General features: G+C 57.9%; 16 protein-coding genes. 5 read left to right on the top strand and 11 right to left on the bottom strand.

All coding sequences use genetic code 11. The features are described from left to right. Positions 1-75: 75 nt before the first annotated feature. From J2I48_RS04080 to J2I48_RS04065, 4 genes are all read right to left on the bottom strand, one after another. Positions 76-3,072, bottom strand: a complete 2,997-nt coding sequence (locus J2I48_RS04080; RefSeq protein ID WP_207334116.1) for a TonB-dependent receptor — start codon at positions 3,070-3,072, stop codon at positions 76-78. A gap of 55 nt (positions 3,073-3,127) precedes the next feature. After that, a complete protein-coding gene (locus J2I48_RS04075) occupies positions 3,128-4,219 on the bottom strand; it encodes a FecR family protein (RefSeq protein ID WP_207334115.1) in 1,092 nt (363 codons plus the stop codon). 144 nt (positions 4,220-4,363) lie between these two features. Beyond that, positions 4,364-4,963, bottom strand: a complete 600-nt coding sequence (locus J2I48_RS04070) for an RNA polymerase sigma-70 factor (protein ID WP_207334114.1) — start codon at positions 4,961-4,963, stop codon at positions 4,364-4,366. 50 nt (positions 4,964-5,013) lie between these two features. Further along, the gene (locus J2I48_RS04065; protein ID WP_207334113.1) at positions 5,014-5,742 is read right to left on the bottom strand and encodes an SOS response-associated peptidase; all 729 of its coding nucleotides are present in this window, start codon (positions 5,740-5,742) and stop codon (positions 5,014-5,016) included. Between the two features lie 213 nt (positions 5,743-5,955). On the opposite strand from J2I48_RS04065, the gene hslU reads away from it, so the two are divergent. Continuing rightward, positions 5,956-7,383, top strand: a complete 1,428-nt coding sequence (gene hslU, locus J2I48_RS04060) for an ATP-dependent protease ATPase subunit HslU (protein ID WP_207334112.1) — start codon at positions 5,956-5,958, stop codon at positions 7,381-7,383. Here the strand turns inward: hslU and J2I48_RS04055 are convergent. Next, positions 7,368-8,825 (bottom strand): nitrilase-related carbon-nitrogen hydrolase, encoded by a 1,458-nt coding sequence (locus tag J2I48_RS04055; RefSeq protein WP_207334111.1) that lies wholly within the window; start codon positions 8,823-8,825, stop codon positions 7,368-7,370. The genes hslU and J2I48_RS04055 overlap by 16 nt on opposite strands. A 162-nt stretch (positions 8,826-8,987) precedes the next feature. Here J2I48_RS04055 and J2I48_RS04050 point away from each other — a divergent pair, with 162 nt between their 5' ends. Further along, on the top strand, positions 8,988-10,139 hold the full coding sequence (locus tag J2I48_RS04050) for a glycosyltransferase family 2 protein (RefSeq protein WP_207334110.1): 1,152 nt from the start codon (positions 8,988-8,990) through the stop codon (positions 10,137-10,139). On the opposite strand, the gene J2I48_RS04045 is transcribed toward J2I48_RS04050, so the two are convergent. Genes J2I48_RS04045 through J2I48_RS04035 form a run of 3 tightly spaced genes read right to left on the bottom strand, consistent with a single transcriptional unit; the run spans position 10,119 to position 12,617 of the window. Further along, entirely contained in the window at positions 10,119-10,709 is a 591-nt protein-coding gene (locus J2I48_RS04045; RefSeq protein WP_207334109.1) for a class I SAM-dependent DNA methyltransferase, read from the bottom strand. The genes J2I48_RS04050 and J2I48_RS04045 overlap by 21 nt on opposite strands. Next, positions 10,706-11,476 (bottom strand): PIG-L deacetylase family protein, encoded by a 771-nt coding sequence (locus tag J2I48_RS04040; RefSeq protein WP_207334108.1) that lies wholly within the window; start codon positions 11,474-11,476, stop codon positions 10,706-10,708. The genes J2I48_RS04045 and J2I48_RS04040 overlap by 4 nt, the downstream gene beginning before the upstream one ends. Continuing rightward, on the bottom strand, positions 11,460-12,617 hold the full coding sequence (locus J2I48_RS04035; protein ID WP_207334107.1) for an acyl-CoA dehydrogenase family protein: 1,158 nt from the start codon (positions 12,615-12,617) through the stop codon (positions 11,460-11,462). Before J2I48_RS04035 ends, J2I48_RS04040 begins: the two co-directional genes overlap by 17 nt. Before the next feature lie 228 nt (positions 12,618-12,845). Between J2I48_RS04035 and J2I48_RS04030 the strand changes: the two genes are divergently transcribed. Beyond that, a complete protein-coding gene (locus J2I48_RS04030) occupies positions 12,846-14,036 on the top strand; it encodes a Gfo/Idh/MocA family protein (RefSeq protein WP_207334106.1) in 1,191 nt (396 codons plus the stop codon). A 67-nt stretch (positions 14,037-14,103) separates the two neighbouring features. On the opposite strand, the gene J2I48_RS04025 is transcribed toward J2I48_RS04030, so the two are convergent. Then, positions 14,104-14,571 (bottom strand): Uma2 family endonuclease, encoded by a 468-nt coding sequence (locus J2I48_RS04025; protein ID WP_207334105.1) that lies wholly within the window; start codon positions 14,569-14,571, stop codon positions 14,104-14,106. 116 nt (positions 14,572-14,687) lie between these two features. Between J2I48_RS04025 and J2I48_RS04020 the strand changes: the two genes are divergently transcribed. Continuing rightward, positions 14,688-15,266, top strand: coding sequence for a type 1 glutamine amidotransferase domain-containing protein (locus J2I48_RS04020; protein WP_207334104.1), 579 nt, complete (start codon positions 14,688-14,690; stop codon positions 15,264-15,266). A 101-nt stretch (positions 15,267-15,367) separates the two neighbouring features. On the opposite strand, the gene moaA is transcribed toward J2I48_RS04020, so the two are convergent. Further along, the gene (gene moaA, locus J2I48_RS04015; RefSeq protein ID WP_207334103.1) at positions 15,368-16,348 is read right to left on the bottom strand and encodes a GTP 3',8-cyclase MoaA; all 981 of its coding nucleotides are present in this window, start codon (positions 16,346-16,348) and stop codon (positions 15,368-15,370) included. A gap of 118 nt (positions 16,349-16,466) precedes the next feature. Between moaA and J2I48_RS04010 the strand changes: the two genes are divergently transcribed. Beyond that, positions 16,467-16,937, top strand: coding sequence for a GAF domain-containing protein (locus tag J2I48_RS04010; protein WP_207334102.1), 471 nt, complete (start codon positions 16,467-16,469; stop codon positions 16,935-16,937). A 113-nt stretch (positions 16,938-17,050) separates the two neighbouring features. On the opposite strand, the gene J2I48_RS04005 is transcribed toward J2I48_RS04010, so the two are convergent. Beyond that, complete coding sequence (locus J2I48_RS04005) at positions 17,051-17,605, bottom strand: hypothetical protein (RefSeq protein WP_207334101.1); 555 nt, start codon at positions 17,603-17,605, stop codon at positions 17,051-17,053. Positions 17,606-17,636 lie beyond the last annotated feature (31 nt).

Here is a 17,636-nt window from a genome sequence, read left to right as displayed (position 1 = left end):
GCCCCCCAGCCCCCGAAGGGGGAACTGCGCTTGCGTAAGCATTCCCCCTTCGGGGGCTGGGGGGCTATTTTTACATTAAAACGTAATCGTCGCGTTGGCGTAGTAGTAGGCGCCGTTGAAGCCGAATTGGCTCACGTTGCGGCTGTAGGGAATTTCGCCGTTGGAATAGGCAGCCGAGGTGGCAATCACTTTGTCGGGGTAGACATCGAAGATGTTGTTACCGCCAAGCGAAATCGACAGGGCCTTGATGGGGTTGTATATCACCGTCAGGTCGACCAGGTTTTTGCCGCCGAAGGTCTGACTCACGTGGGGTTTACCGGCGGGTTTTTCCCAGGCCGTTACCTCACCAAAGTACGACGAGCGCACGTTCAGGCCCACTTTGCCGTAGCTGTAACCCAGCGAGAGCAGGATCTTCTGGCGGGGTTGTGCCGTTTCGATCAGGCCAATGCTCACCGTGTCGATCAACAGAATCGGTTTGGGAGTATCCAGTTGCAGGGCCGATGGGGTGGCTTTAGTACTCGTGATCTTGGTCTGGTTCAGCGTGAAAGCCAGGCTGGCATTGAACCGGCTGCGGGGGCTGAAATTGTGTTTGTAGCTCGTCACAAAGTCAATGCCTTTGGTGCTGGTATTGATCGCGTTGGTGAAAAAGCGAATCTCGCTCAGGCCCACAAACCGCGTTTTCAAGGCTGTGATGTCCTTGATAATCATCCGCTCACTCTCGATGATCCGGTCGGTGATGTCGATCTGGTACGCGTCGAGGGTCACGATGAAGTCACTCCCGGCTTTGGCAGTCAGACCCAGATTGTAGTTCCACGAGGTTTCGGCTTTGGGGTTTTCAATGCCAATCTGCGCCAGCCGGGCATCATTACTGGGCAGTTGCTTGGTCTGCACAATGGCACCCGATTGCACCGTAGAGGTGGTTTGGCTGTTGAATGTCTGTTGCAGCGACGGTGCCCGGAAACCCTTGTTGATCGACCCCCGGAGCGAGATGCTCTCGCTTAGTTTAATCCGCGCGGCCAGCTTACCCGACACGTTGCTGCCAAAGTCGCTGTAGTTTTCGTAGCGCAGGGCGGCGGCTACCAGCAACCGGTCGCTGAGGTCGCTTTCTACGTCGGCATACAGGCCTAGGTTGCTGCGGGTGGTATTGGTCTGGTCTTCGGGCGCAATGCCGGGGCGGCCGCTTGAACCAGGCGCTTTGTTTTTGGTTTTGGCCAGCGGACCCACGCTATACGACTCGGCGCTGCCCTGAGCCAGTTCAAATTGATCCACACGATATTGCCCGCCGAAGGCCAGATTCAACGATTTAGTCCCGAAAAGGCCCGTGTAGTTCTTCGACAGGTTGGCCTCGGTAGTGCTCTGCCCAAACCCCGACCGGCCCACGTAGAAATTGGTGGGCGAAGCCGCCCCCAGCGATGGGTTGGTGGTATTGTTGGCCCACATGTCGAGGTAGTTGTAGCCGTAGCCGGTGCTGAAATCGAGGTTCCAGCCCGCACCTACTTTGCGGTTCAGGCCCACCACGGTCGAGTAGTCCACGCTGGTGCCGGGCAGTTGGGGCACGTAGCCGTCGGGGAAAAGTTCGGGCGTGGAGTTGGCGTTGCTGGGCGTGGCATTGCGGAAGAACCCGTAGGCCAGAATGTCTTTCCGCGAATAGCCGCCGAAGCTGTAGATCGACCAACCCCGGCTCAGGGGCATACCCAGGTTATAAAACCCCTGCAAGGCCTTGGTCTGGTTGCTGCCATAGACACCCACCGTAAACGGTGCCCCCACTGGCCATACCCCCCGCACCCGCCGGATGCTGTCTTCTTTGGCCTTCGTGGCGTTGTAGATATTACCCAGATACGGGTCAGACCGGTTGGTGCCCCCCGTATACTGGTAGTGCATGGTCAGGTTCAGGTAACTGCCGGGCTTGCCCAGGCGGAAGCCGTAGTTGAGCGCCGTCAGGTAGCCCGCGCCGTCACCTTTACTGGTCTGACCATACTGCGTTTTCAAGGTGCCCACGCCCACGCTCTTGTTCAGCGCCAGGTTCACAATGCCCGCAATGGCATCTGACCCGTACTGGGCAGCGGCACCATCGCGCAGGATTTCCATCCGGTCAAGCGCCAGTGCCGGAATCGAGTTCAGGTCAGTGACCACCGTGCCAAGGCCCACCGTCTGGTTCAGGTTCAGCGCCGAAAATTGGTGGCGACGTTTGCCATCTACCAGCACCAGCACCTGATCGGGCGAGAGGCCACGGAGGGTGGCAGGGTCGGCGTAGTTGGCCACGCCGTTGACACCTGTCTTGGCCGAGTTGAACGAAGGTGAATTATACTGCACCATCTGCCCCAGGTCTACCTGCCCTGTAGCCTGTAACTCCTTGCTGCTCACCACATCGACGGGTACAGGGCGCTCAACGTCGGTACGAGGACGACCGCGTGAACCAATCACCGTTACCTCCTGCAACAGGTCGGCTGACTCAACCAGTTTGATCTGCAGATCGAGCTGATCGCCCAGCGTCACCTGCTGATTGGCGTAGCCGATAAACGAGAACACCAGCACCTCGCCGGGGTTGGCCGCAATCCTGAACTTACCGTCGACGTCGGTACTAGCCCCGCGGTTGGTACCTCTGATGGCCAGGTTCACGCCGGGCAGTGCGTCGCCCGCCACCGTGATCACCCGCCCTGTGTAGGATTGCTCCTGCGGGGCGGGGCTGCCGTCGTTTTTTGGGCTTTCTGCCGCGTTAGCCTGGTGAACACTCAGCAAAATCTGCCCCGCCACTACCGAATAGTCGATAGCCAGGGGCGTCAGCAGCCGGTCGAGCACCACCGACAGCCGCTCGTGCCGTGCCGCCACCGACACCCGGCGACCGGCCTGAATGGCTGTGGGGCTGTGAATGAACCGCACGTCGGCCTGGTTTTCCAGCCCGGCCAGTACGTCGCGCAGTTCGACGTTTTCAAGCGTCAGGGTCACGGGTTTGTTCAGCACGTCCTGCCCCATACCGGGCCGGGCCAGCGTGACGGTGATGGCCAGCAGGGCCAGCGCAAACGAGGCGAAACTTCGCATAAGGATGCGGTTTAGCAATAGAAATTGGTTCATAGTGGTTAGTAATCAACAAGTTAGCAATGAGAAAAGCGTTTAAAAATCGGCATCGTCAGTCCCGCCCACATCCCTTTCCGCTGATGAGGATGCGCGTGCCACGAACGGCGTAGTCGGCACCAACGGCGCGGCAGATAAGCTCGAGTTGGGTATAGAGGGGCAGGTTGCTGATGTTGCCCGAAAAGGTGCAGGCCGACAGACCCGCATTAGCCAGGTCCATATCGATACCGTAAACCTCGCCAAGGCGGCTCAGCACGGCGGGCAATGGCACTTCGTTAAACGTGAGCGTGATCATAGGAGCGGGCGCATCGGGCTGGTCGGGGCGGATGGGTTCGGGTTTGGCCACGAGGCCCGTTTGCCAGAGGTCGTCACCAAAAACGGTCACTTTCTGGTTGGGCGTGAGCACCACACCGGGGCTAACCTGCTTGGCCGTGGCGGTGGCGGCGGCCGGTTTACGCGCGAATACAGACACCTTACCCGTAATCACATCGACGTCAACACGGTCGGCGTCGGGGGCGGTTTTCATCCAGAAACTCGTACCCAGCACCTGAGTCACCACCCGCTCTGTCGATACCCGGAAGGGCCGTTGGGGGTCTTTCGACACGCTGAAAAAGGCACTGCCCGTCAGGTACACGTCGCGGTGGTCGGGCGCAAACCGGGCGGGGTAACGCACGGCGCTGTTGGGCGTGAGCACCACCGAACTCCCGTCGGTCAGGGTCAGCCGGAGGGCGTGGCTCGTGGTGTTGGTGCGCTCGATCAGGCCTGCCGAGACCGTGGCCAGTTCACCCTTGAACGGCCCCAATGGTTCTTCCAGCGCGCGGGATGCCCGAATGGCAACCCAACCGCCTACCAGCAGCACCATCGCTGCGGCAACCACGGCAAACGGTCTGCGCCAAAGCAGTTTCTGGCCAGATACCGTATCATGTAGTGGCCGTATAGGTGTTTCGGTCAGCAATTCTGCGCTGGTTTGGGCGTCGATAGTGGCCCACATCCGGGCTTTAATCCGGGTTTGTTCGTCGGCGGAGAACTGGTAGGTAACCGATTCATTCAGCGAATCATACCACCGGTCAATCAGGCGGAGTTCCTCGTCGGAAGCCTGTCCGTCGAGGTAGCGGCGCAAGAGTTGTTTGAATTGTGACTGCGTCATTGCATGGACTAAATGGCGGGTAGCCATTCATACAAGCAAGTCGAACTGCACGGGAGTTGACCCTAAATAAAAAAGAATATTCGTTGAATAGTTATATAAATTGGTAAGAATGTGGGGGTTTTACTTAGAAAAAAGCCATACTCATTACCACGCCCACCATACCGCCAGCGCAACGCCGTAGGTACGAAGGTGGCGACGCATGGCCCGCAGTGCATTGCCCAGGTGGTATTCCACTACCTTCTCCGACACGCCCAGTCGGGCAGCAATTTCGGGGATAGTGAGGTGCTCGAACCGGCTGAGGCGAAACACCTGCTGCGTGGTGGAGGGCAGCGTTTGTAGCCCCTGTTCAATAGACCGGGTCAGGTCCTGAAGGGCCAGCGCATCTTCGGGTTCGGTGGTGGGACTGGTGATGGTCAGGTAATGATCCACAAACCGCTCATGCACCTGCTGCGTACGGATGTGGTCAATAACCGAGAATTTCAGGGCTGAAAATAAGTAGCGGTTTACCTGCGTGATAACCAGCGTTTCGCGCCGTTGCCAGAGGCTGATAAACAGGTCCTGTACCAGTTCCTCGGCCAGTTCGGGCGAGGCCAGTTTGCGGGCTGCCAGTTGAAACAGGTCGGCCCAATACCGGTCATATAGTTCGGCAAACGCCTGCCGGTCACCCTGTTGCAAGGCCAGCACCAATTGCTCATCTGTGCGGGCAGACGTGCTGAAGGGTGCGATAGGCTTGATGGCAGGCATAGAACAAAAATAAAGCAAATAGCCCTACTTTTTATCAGAAAAAGCCAACGCTACATCGCCAAATCCGGATACGTTTGCGGGGCCAGTACGCCGGGCACGTTGCTGTCTTCGGTGCGGGAGGTAATCAGTTTGCTGATGGTGTGGCTGTGCATTTGGTTGGCCGGATATATCTCGTGCAACAACTGAATGGCTTCTTTTTCGGTCAGGTTTTCGTGCAGCCAGGCGTGTTCCTGGTCGCGGGTGAGCACGCAGGGTTGCCGTTTTTTGGTATTATGAATGGTCGCCAGCAGGGAGTTGGCATCAGTGGTGAGCAGCGAAAACGTGGTTAGCACCTCGCCGGTTTCGGGGTCGGCCCAATCGTCCCAGAGTCCGGCTATACTGGCAATGGGCTGGTTGGTGGTGTTGATATAAAACGGGTACTTCTGTTTTCGCTCGTCGGTATGCCACTCAAAAAAGCCCGTGATCGGAATCAGGCAGCGTTGGCCCCGCCCTGCTGCCTGCCGGTACGATGGTTTTTCGTAGATCGTCTCCGACCGGGCATTGATCGTTTGCGCCCGCAGCTTGTCGGCATCGGTTTTCGACTTCACCCAGTGCGGAATCAGTCCCCAGCGGATACCCTGAAAGGCATCGGGCTGCTGCCGCGTGATGATCGGGTAGCGCGGAAACGCATAGGCGTTGACGTGGTATTGCGGCCCCGTATGGAGGCCTTCGGGCATGGCAGCGCTAAACCGCGTCTCGAGTTCAGCCGCATCAACGGCAAGGGAAGTGTGGTAACACATGGGCTGGTAGGGGATAAACCGCAGCGGCGGACCGTAATGTATAATGTACAATGAACAATGTACAATGTACAACAGCCTCGCGCTTTACACTCAGAGACGGACCGGCGAAGCCATTGTTCATTATACATTGTTCATTGTACATTATTAACTGTTCCCCGATAACTGTGTTACTTTGATATGGGAATGCAACCCCTTCCCACTTCCCTAGCTAGCATGCCTTCAACCGTTCGTGACCTAACCCCCCGGCAGATTGTTGCCGAATTGGATCAATATATCATCGGCCAGCACGAGGCCAAGCGCAACGTGGCCATTGCCCTGCGCAACCGCTGGCGGCGGATGAATGCCCCCGCCGACATGCAGCGCGAGATTACGCCCAACAACATTCTCATGATTGGGGCCACGGGCGTGGGCAAAACCGAGATTGCCCGCCGCCTGGCCAAACTCGCCGACGCGCCTTTTGTAAAAGTAGAAGCGTCGAAATTTACCGAAGTAGGCTACGTGGGCCGCGACGTAGAGAGTATGGTGCGCGACCTGGTCGAGCAGGCGGTGAACATGGTGCGGGCGGCAAAAAAAGAGGCCGTGCAGATTCGGGCGCAGCAGATCGTGGAAGACATGATCCTCGACATGCTGATTCCGCCCGTGAAAAATCCCAGCGTGACAGGTGGTAATCACCTGGGCTTCGACCACCAGGAACAACCTGATGGTGAGGCCGTTATTGATGCCATACCCGATTCAGACGCCGAACTCAACGAGCGTACCCGCGAACGGTTTCGGAAGAAAATCCAGTCAGGTGAACTCGACGACCGGAAGGTAGACATCGACGTGCATCAGAACTCAACGCCCAGCATTGGCGTCATGGGCGGCTCTATCGATGAGCTGTCGATGATGAATATCCAGGAAATGATTGGCGGCATGATGCCCAAAAAGGGTAAAAAGCGCAAGGTGACCATTGCCGAAGCGCGCAAGATTTTGCTGGAAGAAGAAGCCGCCAAGCTCATCGACATGGACGAGGTGAAGGAGGAAGCCATCCGCAAAGCGCAGGATTCGGGCATTATTTTCATTGACGAAATCGACAAGATCGCCACCAACCGGAGCGGCGGCGGGGGTGGCCCCGACGTGAGCCGCGAGGGCGTGCAGCGCGATTTGTTACCCATCGTAGAAGGCTCGTCGGTGAATACCAAATACGGCGTCATCCAGACCGACCATATTCTGTTTGTGGCGGCAGGGGCGTTTCACGTTTCGAAACCCAGCGATTTGATTCCCGAATTGCAGGGCCGTTTCCCGATCCGGGTGGAGCTACAGAGCCTGTCGGAAGACGATTTCTACCAGATCCTGAAAGAACCCCGCAATGCCCTCACCAAGCAATATGAGGCCATGCTTATGGCCGAAGGCGTCACGCTCAACTTTGACGACGAAGCCCTGCGCGAACTGGCCAAAATCGCTTTCGAGGTAAACGCCGAGGTAGAGAACATCGGTGCGCGCCGCCTGCAAACGGTACTCAGCCAGCTGCTCAACGAGTTTATGTTCGACATCCCCGACACCATTCTCAGCGGCTCAACCGTCAGCGTAACGCGAACACTGGTGCAGGAACGCCTCAACGGCATGGTGAAAAACCGCGATCTGAGTCAGTATATTTTGTAAGATAACCACACCACCAACGCCAACCCCGCCACGCACAGCCAGGCAAACCAGTCGCCGAGGAGGCCGTAGAGGGTGGGGATGCGCTGCGTGGGTAGTTGCCCCTGCATGAACCAGCGAGTGGTGGCGAAGTGGTCCATCTGCGTAATGACCCGCCCGTAGGGATCGGCCATAACCGACCGCCCCGACAGCGTTTGGCGCACCACCGAACAGCCATTTTCGATGCCCCGAAACTGCGCCACCATCGTGTGCAGGGGATCAATAGCCTGCCAGTCGGCGGCGGGGATGAGCAGCAGACCGGCATCCAGTTTGGACACCTGCCGCATGGCGTGGGGGAAATCGCCATCCCAGCAAATCACCGCCGACACCTTGCCCAGGGGCGTGTTGGCAGCCTGTAGCTGTCCATTGCCCTGCTCACAGCCTTCAATGATGTTGCCGCCGTATTTCAGGTGGGTAAACACCAGGTTCCCCGCCGGGTCGATCAGCCAGAGCTTATTCTGGTCTTTTTTGGGCGCCGTTTCGTAGACGTACGGGCTGGCCACCAACATGACGCCCGTTTCGCGCGTTAGCCGCTTGAGCGAGTCGAGCAGGCGGGGTTCGTCGGCGGCATAGATGGGGGGCGACACTTCGCTCCAGACCACCACCTGTGCGCCCGCCTGCGCCTGTTGGCGGGTAGCCAGTAGCAGCTGGTGAATCACACTGTCGGAGGTGACGCGGAAGGCGGCGGGGTTTGTTTGGCGCAGGGTCCATAAACGGCTCAGCCCGGCCCGGTCCTGCACGTGAAGACTGGCTACGCGGGCACCACCAGGCGGGTTTTTCTGCGACAGCCGCCAGCTGCCAAACAATACCACTACGCCAAAAAAAGCCAGATAAACAGCTCCCACTTGCCCCAGGTGGCCTTTGGCCAGGTACTGCGCCGCCTCATAAGCTACCACCGACCCAAACCAGGTGAGCAGAAACGTGATGCCCCAGATGCCCGTGACCGAGGCCAGTTGCGCCAGCGCCAAAAACCCCAACTGCGAATAGGGCAGCATACCCATGGTGCCATATGGATTGAGCGAACCCACGGCAAATTCGAGGCAGGTGTAAGCCAGCGGAAACACCAGCGTTTGCCAGCCCGGAGGCTTCTTTCGACCAAAAGCAGCCGTATCGAGGGCGTAGGGCAGGCCAAACAGCAGCCCAGCCGCCAACGGAACGTAATGCAATAGCTGGCGGGCATCTTGTGTGGCAAAATGCCAGAGCGATGCCTGTGTAACTACGCCAAACGAAACGGCCATCAGCACGTAGGTTGCCCAGGGACGCAGTGTCCGGGTGACGAGCAGCAGACAGGGCAGCGCTACCCACGGGGCCACAGCCCAGGCGTGACTACCGTTACTGAAATAAAGAAAAAATAGGCCAACAATAAAGAGTAATGGCCGGTGGCGGGTGGCAACGGGGGCAGGCATAGACAGAGTACGATAACGCAACCTACCCTTTATCAACTAGATAGCCTAACGCACCCGCGATGCTCTGTTCTGTTCAATCAGATTATGCCAACAATAGACGTATATCCAGGTTCGGACTACAACACCGGGTTGATTTAGTAGCCCGCCTGGTGGTGATGACCCATGCTGGCCGAATACAGAACTCTTGCCGATGATGGCACCCCTGCCGACTACCTGTTTGCCTTACCCCCCAGCCCCAATCTGCGTGTCTCGGTGGTGGTGCCGGTGCGGAACGAATCGGCCATTATTGCCCACACGCTCGATGCCCTCCGTAACCAGCTGACCTGTTCAGGACACCCCCTCGACCCAACGCTGTATGAGGTGCTGGTGCTGACCAACAACTGTACCGACGACTCCTTCGCCTGTGTGCAACGCTACCAACGACAACATCCCAATTTTGCCTTGCACGTGGCCAACATCCAGCTCGGCGCTGAACGGGCTCACATTGGCACCGTACGGCGGCTATTGATGGACGAAGCCTGCCGACGGCTGCTGCTGGCGGGCCATTCGCGGAGTATCATAGCCTCCACAGATGGCGACACGCTGGTTGATGATCAATGGATTAGTCAGATTATTCGAGAAATCGACGCGGGGGCCGATGCCGTGGGGGGGCGTATCCTCACCCACCGTGAAGATGGCCCCGCCCGCCTGCCGCACCTGCGCGATGCCACCTACCGGCACCTGCTGGCCCAAGCCGAGGCCCGTATAGACCCCTGCCCCTACGACCCCTGGCCGCGGCATTTTCAGCATTTTGGGGCTAGTCTGGCCGTTACGTGTCAGGCCTACATCCGGGCGGGCCGACTGCCGGTGGTGCGGTACCTGGAAGACGACGCCCTGGTGAAAGCCCTGTGCCGGATCGACGCCAAAGTGCGCCGTAGTCCTGCTGTGCGCGTCTATACGTCGGCGCGGTTGCAGGGGCGCGTCGAGGTAGGCTTGTCGTGGCAGTTACAGCAGTGGGCCTGCCAGCGTAGCGCGGGGCAGTGTCAGCAAGTAGAGAACCCATCGCGGTCGCTGGCACGGTTTCAGTTGCGGCACCAGTTGCGACAAGCCTGGGCACACCGGTTCGACGCCAACTGCATGGCCCAATTACGCCCCGCTGCCTCGCAGTTGGGCGTTTCGGCGGGGTGGTTACTGGCGCAGATGGCCACCAGCACCTACTTCGGTCAATTTTGGGAAATAGCCGAAAACCAGTTTACCCTTTACTCCGAAACCCAGCCTCTACCCTGCGTACCCATTATTGAAGCTATTGCCACATTACGCAGCAAACAAATCTAATCGGTAGGTTTCATGTCGTTGGTGCAGCAGGTGGCGCAGGGGCTGACCGGGGCCAGTTTTAACCATAAACGCCTCGTGTACTTCATCGCCGGTGAGGGGATAATCATGTACGGGGGGCGTCCAATGCACTAGCAGCAAATGGCCGCCGGGCCGGAGGTGGGCAATGATTTTCGCTTGTGCTTTCAGCAAGTCATCCATCGACCAGTAGTACCCCACTTCCGAGAGCAAAATCAGGTCGAACATCTCGTCGGGGAATTCGCCGGGCAGCACCATTTGGGCAAAGCGTACCTGGGGCTGACCGGCCAGCCGCTGCCGGGCCTGCTTCAACGCCGCTTCGTTCACATCGACGGCCAGTAACTGGCGGCAACGGGGGGCCATCTGTTGAGTGAGAACGCCAATGGAACAGCCTATTTCAAAAGCCGAATCGTAGACTGCTTTGGGCAGCGCAGCCACCGTAGCGGCATATTTATCGCGCTCGTAGGGGCTGCTGGCAAACTGCCAGGGGTCTTCGTTGGCGCGATAAACGGCGTCAAAGTAGTCGGGCGTGAGGGTGTCTTTGGGGGTGTTCATACGGGTGATTTTTCCACGAAAAGCTCGTAGGGTGTGTCGAAGTGGCCCAACAGTTCGGGCGAAAGGTAAAAAGCCGTGGGGTCGTCGTCGATCATCCGCGTTACCTGCGACTGGTGGGCGTCGATGGCCCGTTTTTTCAGCGGCATTACGCTGTCGATAGCCACCTGCAACACCAGCCGTTCGCCGGGTTTGGGCAGGTCGTCGGGACGGCCCAGTTCCCAAAGCCAGATTAGGTATTCGAGCACGCGGGGCTTTTCCGGCTGGGCCAAACGCGCTACCGCTGCCTGCAACAACGCGTAGGTTGCGCGATGGTCGGGGTGCGGGTCGCGCTCATAGGGCACCAACACTGTAGATGGCTTAAATTGTTGAATAACAGCCATTAACGCATCTAGCGCTTTGCCGAAATCGGCATTATCGGGCAGGGGTACATGCCGGTCAGGCAGGCGCATGAACGTGGTTTGGCCTGCCGGAACACCCAACACGTCCAGTGCCCGAATAGCTTCGGTTTCGCGCAGGTCGCGCAGACGGTCGGGGGGGTAGCTGGGCGAATTGGGGTGCGACAGGGTGCCGTTGCTTACAAACACCACGTGCACGGGATAGCCCGCTTTGCGGAGCAAAGCCAGTGTACCGCCGCACCCCAACGATTCATCGTCGGGGTGGGGGGCCAGCACCAGCGTACGGTCCAGCGACCGGGCATCGAGCGGCACGGGATCTTCGCGCAAAAAACTGGCCAGGCTGGGGGGTAGTTGGCTAGGTCCAGAGGTCATGGGTGGCGGTGGTTTGGTGACCTACCCACCGGCCAATATCCACCAGCGTGGCGTCGGGGGCAGGTTGGCGGAGGTACATGGTGAGGTCGCGGTGAATACGTTCAAAAGGCAATGGCCGCAGCAGGCCCCGCGCCCCCACCGACTTTTCGCAGAGGTGCATTACTCGTAAACAGATGGCCTCAATGGCGGTGCGGGTCATGTTGGCATAGGCCACAATCCTGGCCGGGTCGGTGCCGTCGTGTAGCCAAGCATCATTGTTAGCCCCGGCTTGGGTCAGCCATAGATTACCCGACTCGATTTGGCAGGCCATTTCGGCCAGCCGCATTTGCTGAAACACGTCATCGACCCGCCCCATAGACCGCAGCATCAACCTCGTAGCTTCCAGCAGGGCTTCAGCACCACCCAGTTGCACGGCAGCAAACCGGATAGCCCCACCGCTGAAATAAGGCTGCTGAAAGTAGTTACCGGGTTTGCCCAGCAGGTCGCTTTCGTCAAGAACGATACCCGTAAAATTGAGCTTAAAACTAGCCGACGCCCGCATGCCTAGGGGTTTCCAGAAACGCGCGTCAGCTTCCAGAGGTGCTATCCGTTCGGTAGGGATAATGCACATCTGCCAGCCCGATTTATGCCCCTGCCGCATTAGTTCGCCCGTTACCAGCGGTCGGCTAACCCAGTTGGCCCCGGAGCAAAACGTCTTGTAGCCCTCCAGTTCGTAGCGTCCGCCGCCGAGTTCATGAATCAGAATACCGTCGTCGGCCTGGGTGTTCCAGACGCTGAAAAGGTGGTGTTGCCGCACGTCGGCATGCCACTGTTGGCGTTGTTCGGGATTGCCGAAGAGCTGCGCCAGCAGCAGGGCGTTGATATGGCCTTCGTACACGCGCCCCACCGCCAGGTTGGCCGACCCTACGCGCTTGAGCAGGGTAAGCAGTTGGGCCGTATGCCCCTGCGTATGATCAAGCGGCTGTCCGGGCAGGGTCACCGCCAGCAAACCCGCCTGGGCCAGCAATTGGAAAGCCTCTTCCGGAAAATCGCCTTCGGTATCGGTTTCGGTAGCCAGGTCGGCCACATGGGCTAGTACCTCCGCCAGTGCTTCGGGGTCCGTATAGGCCGTTTGCTTCGTCGACTGTTCACGTGAGATCATAGGATTTGGGACCACTACCAGCGCAACAAAAGGCCGCGTTGTGGTGTGTCTATCACTAACCCGACGGCGCAGCATATGCCCCAAAAAAATGAGCAAGAGGGCGAACGATTGTCCATAGGTTTAGAGACGAATGAAAAACGTCCCTTACACATGAGAAGCTAAGTAAGCGAAGCAACTTTGGCCCTTAGACGTTAAACCGCAGCGGCGGACCGTTTTAAACTCCAAAAAATGCAACAAATCGCCATGCTCGGCGGCGGCTTCATTGGCCGTTTCTATGCCGAATCACTCCAAGGGCAGCGCAGCCGCGACAAGGTAGTGGCCATCTACGCCCGCCGCGAAGAAACCGCCCAAAAATTCGCCGCCGACTACGGCTGCACGTTTCAGTCTACCGACATGGAGGCCGTTATTGCCCACCCCGACGTGACGCTGGTGTGCATTGCCCTGCCCAACAACCTCCACGCCCCGGCGGTGGCTCTCTGCGCCAAACACAAGAAAAACGTGGTCTGCACCAAGCCCCTGGGCCGCACCGCCGCCGAGGCGCTTACTATGATGCAACAAGTGGAAGAAGCGGGCATTTTTGGGGGCTACCTGGAAGACCTGTGCTATTCGCCCAAGTTTCTGAAAGCCCTCGAAACCGTCAAATCTGGCTCGCTGGGGCGCATTTTGTGGGCCAAGTCACGTGAGACCCACCCCGGCCCCCACTCCGACTGGTTCTGGGACAAAGAGCAGGCCGGTGGCGGCTGCATGCTCGATCTGGGGTGCCACTGCGTGGAAATTGCCCGGAATTTTATTGGCAAAGACGTGCGGCCTGTAGAAGTCATGTGCTGGGCCGCCACGCAGGTGAAACCCATCGACGCCGAAGACCACGCTATTGCCCTGGTTAAATACGAAAACGGAGCCATCGGTCAATTTGAAGTAAGCTGGACGTTCCGGGGTGGCATGGACCTCCGCGATGAGGTCATGGGCACCGAAGGCACCATCTGGATCAACAACTTTTTGCGCACGGGCTTCGAGATGTTTACCACCGGCAAAGCAGGCGATTACGTGGCTGAAAAAGCCGAATCAGACGCGGGCTGGCTCTTTCCCGTGGGCGATGAAGTCAATGATCTGGGCTATAATCACATGTTTACCGACATGTTCCGGGCGGTGGAAGAGGGCCGCGACGCCGCCGAAACCTTCTACGACGGCTACGTGGTCAACGCCATTCTGGACGCCGCCTATAAATCGGCCGAGACCAAACAGTGGGAACCAGTCAACCTCCCCGTCTGGCGCGGTCAGGAGGGCCTCACCCAGGCTAGTGGTGCCGTTGAGTATGACGCCGACCATTACCTGATCAAAGAAGAAATGACCCACTACGGCAAAAAGAAACTCATTTTAAAAGAAAAAGCGAGCGGGAAGATTATAGAGCGGGAGGTGTAGTGTACACCAAAAAAGCCCGCCCAGCAGGTCTGGACGGGCTTTTTTGGTACGGTCTGACAAATCGGCTCTACTTAAACAGATATCCCAAATCCAATTCAATACCCGTCACTGGGTCACGCAGGATACCGCTGGCAATGGTTTGAATGGAGCCGTCAGGTAGCAATGTCTGAATGATGCGGGTCGTGGGAACAATGATCCAGACAGCCTGCACTCCACCTGGAAAATATTGCTTATAAGCCTTGTCTGTTAAATCAGTCAAGGCCTGCTTAGGCGACAGGATTTCGATAGCAATAATGGGGGGCTGATTGTAATAGATCACGTCGTTAAGCCAGTCGACGGGTAGGTTGGGAAAAATGGCCACGTCGGGTTTGCATTTACCCGTGGGCAGCTCCAATTCCAGTTCAGGCAGGATATCATACGTTTCTTCATACCGATCCAGTGCCACGCTAAGGCGGTGAATCAGTTTAGAATGATTTAGTGACATGATGTCCTCGGATTGGTATTCTTCGATTAGGTCGAATGCGTTGGTTTCCATATCAGCCTGAGTTTCCCCAAATATAGTCAAAATCACCTTTTTAGACCACCTAGTACCGTTTCCCAACCCTTTGCCGTCACATTAGTTGAGTCATAAAAAACCAACTCAACGATATCATGACACCACAACGGCAGGACGACGGCAGCGTCGAGAAGAAGATTGCGATTTTGCTGACCGATGGCTTCGAGGAAGTCGAAATGACCGAGCCACGGAAGGCGCTGGAGGCCGAAGGCTTTCAAACACACCTGATTTCGCCCAAAAACGGCGAAGTACGCGGCTGGGATGAAACCGACTGGGGCAACACCTTCCCCACCGACCTACCCCTGGCCGGTGCCGACCCAGCTAACTATGACGCCCTGCTGCTACCTGGCGGCGTGATGAACCCCGATACCCTCCGGCAGGACCCACAGGCGGTGCGGTTTATCCAGCATTTTTTTGAGACAAAAAAGCCCGTAGCGGCCATCTGCCACGCGCCTATTCTGCTCATCGAAGCCGACGTAGTGCGGAGCAAAGAACTAACCTCGTACCCCAGTATTCAGACCGACCTGCGCAACGCCGGGGCCAACTGGGTAGACCGCGAAGTAGTGACCGACGGCAACCTCATCACCAGCCGCAACCCCCACGACATCCCCGCCTTTAACCAGGCGTTCATCAATATCCTGAAAGAAGGCAAGAGGGCAGGGGTAAGTGTATAGTGATGAGTGGTAAGTGATGAACGGTGAGTTTGCTTCCGCAAGAGCATTACGCTGGCGGAAGCAAACTCACCGTTCATCACTTACCACTCATCACTATACACTCATCCCCCAATTGTGGACATGGACTCGGTGACTTCGGGGCGGAGGGCCTCAGCTTCAAAGCCAGTTGCGGGGCGGTGGGCGAAGGCTTTCAGGAAGGCAGCAGTCAGGTCGGCATCGGTAGCACCGCTTCTCAGTAAGGCCCGCACGTCGAGTACGCCGTTGTCGTAGAGACAGGTTTTCAGACTGCCCTGCGCCGTGAGGCGAATCCGGTTGCACGAGCCGCAGAACGTGCGCGTGTAGGCCGCAATGATGCCCATCGTGCCCACGTGGTCGGGGGCCTGCCAGGTAGTGGCCGTGGCGTGGGGTGCCGACGGGCGAGGTTGCAGATCGGGATAGAATGAACGCAGTTCCCCTAAAATGCGCTGGTGCGTCCAGGTCAGGATGGGGTAATGACTGCCTTCGCCGTTGAACGGCATCTCTTCAATAAATCGCACATCAATGGGCTGATTACGAGCCAGTTCGGCCAGGGCGTAGAGGTCGCCGATGTTCTGTCCGTCCATCACCACGGCGTTAATTTTTACGCGGATATTGTGGGCCAGCAGCTCGTCGAGGGTGTTGAGCACGGCGGGCAGCTCGTCGCGGCGGGTAATCTGATGGAAGCGGGCACGGTCGAGGGAGTCGAGGCTGAGGTTCACCGATTTCACGCCCAGCCGCGCCATATCGGCCACGTGGGGCGCAGTGAGTACGCCGTTGGTGGTCATATGTAGTTCGTCCAGGCCTGGAATCACCGAGAGACGTTCCAGAAAGCCCATCAGCCCCGCCCGCACGAAGGGTTCCCCCCCCGTAAGCCGCAGTTTCGACACGCCCATGCGGGCCAGCACTGCCACCAGCCGCTCCATTTCTTCGTAGGTAAGCAGTTGCTGCTTGGGCAGGTATTTGATCCCCGTTTCGGGCATGCAGTAAAAGCACCGCAGGTTGCAGCGGTCCGTTACGGCGAGCCGCAGGTAGGTGATGGGGCGATTGTGGTTGTCGAAAAGCATCAGCAGCAGAACAGTTCGGGCGGGGGTATCGTTGCTAAGACGGTAAATATGGCCCGAAAAAAGGAGACTTTTGCAACCGTCAATCTGTCTTTACTTCCCAACTGCAACCAGCAATACCATGCTCGACACCCAGCCCATTTTCGATACGCTGATCCCGGCCACCCCCACCGACCAGCCTGACTGGAATGCTTTTCTGGCCCAGACGCTGCAAACCTTCGACTGCACCACCGGCACACTCCACCGCCTCGACCCTGATTCGGGCCTGCTGACGCTCGTGGCCTACGCCGGGCTGCCCCCCTTCATTGTACCCAAAATTGAAAAGATCCCCATAGGCAAAGGCATGGCTGGTATTGCCGCCGAACGCCGCGAGGCGGTCCAACTCTGCAACCTCCAGACCGACGAGTCGGGCGTGGCGCGGCCAGCGGCGCGGGATACCAAAGTGGAGGGCTCCATTGCCGTACCGGTTCTGTTCAACGGTCAACTCTACGGCACCCTCGGCATTGCTAAACCCGTACCCTACGATTTCACCGACGAAGAAGTAGTAGCCCTCCTGAACATCGGCGAGGCCGTGAGCCAGGCACTGGTGTAGCGGGGAAATAAATGAACCAGAAACGGCAAAACCGGCCTGGTTGAGCCGGTTTTGCCGTTTCTGACTAAAAAGATAGGGTAAGTGTACCAGGTGATGGGGTGTTCTTAGCTCGGTTACAGGCTGAATTCAACGCGTTCGCCCGACAGTGGCTCGAAATTATCCAGCACAACATCACTCGTGGTGGTGGCCAGATTCACGTTCCAGGTGGCATTGAAACGGCTGAGTTTGCTTGGTGCCGACTTGCCAAAGTTCATGGTCAGCGCCGTGATAGAAATGGCACCCCCATAGTAGGCTACCTGACCGCCAATGGTGGCATACCAGCCACCACTGTACGAATTACCCTGGCTATCAACAGCGGTAACGACACCATTTGGTGCAAACACCAGTGTGTAGCCCGTGTAGTCGGTGGTTTTGTCGGTAAAGGCGCGGTAATAGGTTTTCACCGTCCAGGTACCAGTGGGCATAATGGGGCCAAGGTTGTTGATGGGCGTTGGGTTGGGTGCCAAAACGGGCAATGAGCCAGTGGGCGCTGGGGTTGGGGTGGTGCCACCACCACCCGACGACCCTTGCCGGGCGCTGGCGTTTGGCTTAATGACAGAGTCAGCGTTGTTGCATGAGAATGTGCTGACAGCAAGCAGGGCAATAGCGGAAGCAATACTAATCTTCATATTATGATTGTTTGGTTAAAGAGTTCGCCAG

The sequence above is a fragment of the Fibrella aquatilis genome (genome assembly GCF_017353255.1).
Lineage (GTDB): Bacteria > Bacteroidota > Bacteroidia > Cytophagales > Spirosomataceae > Fibrella > Fibrella aquatilis.
The sequence above is the reverse complement of the archived record's forward strand: the minus strand, read 5'-3'. Positions and strand labels throughout refer to the sequence as shown.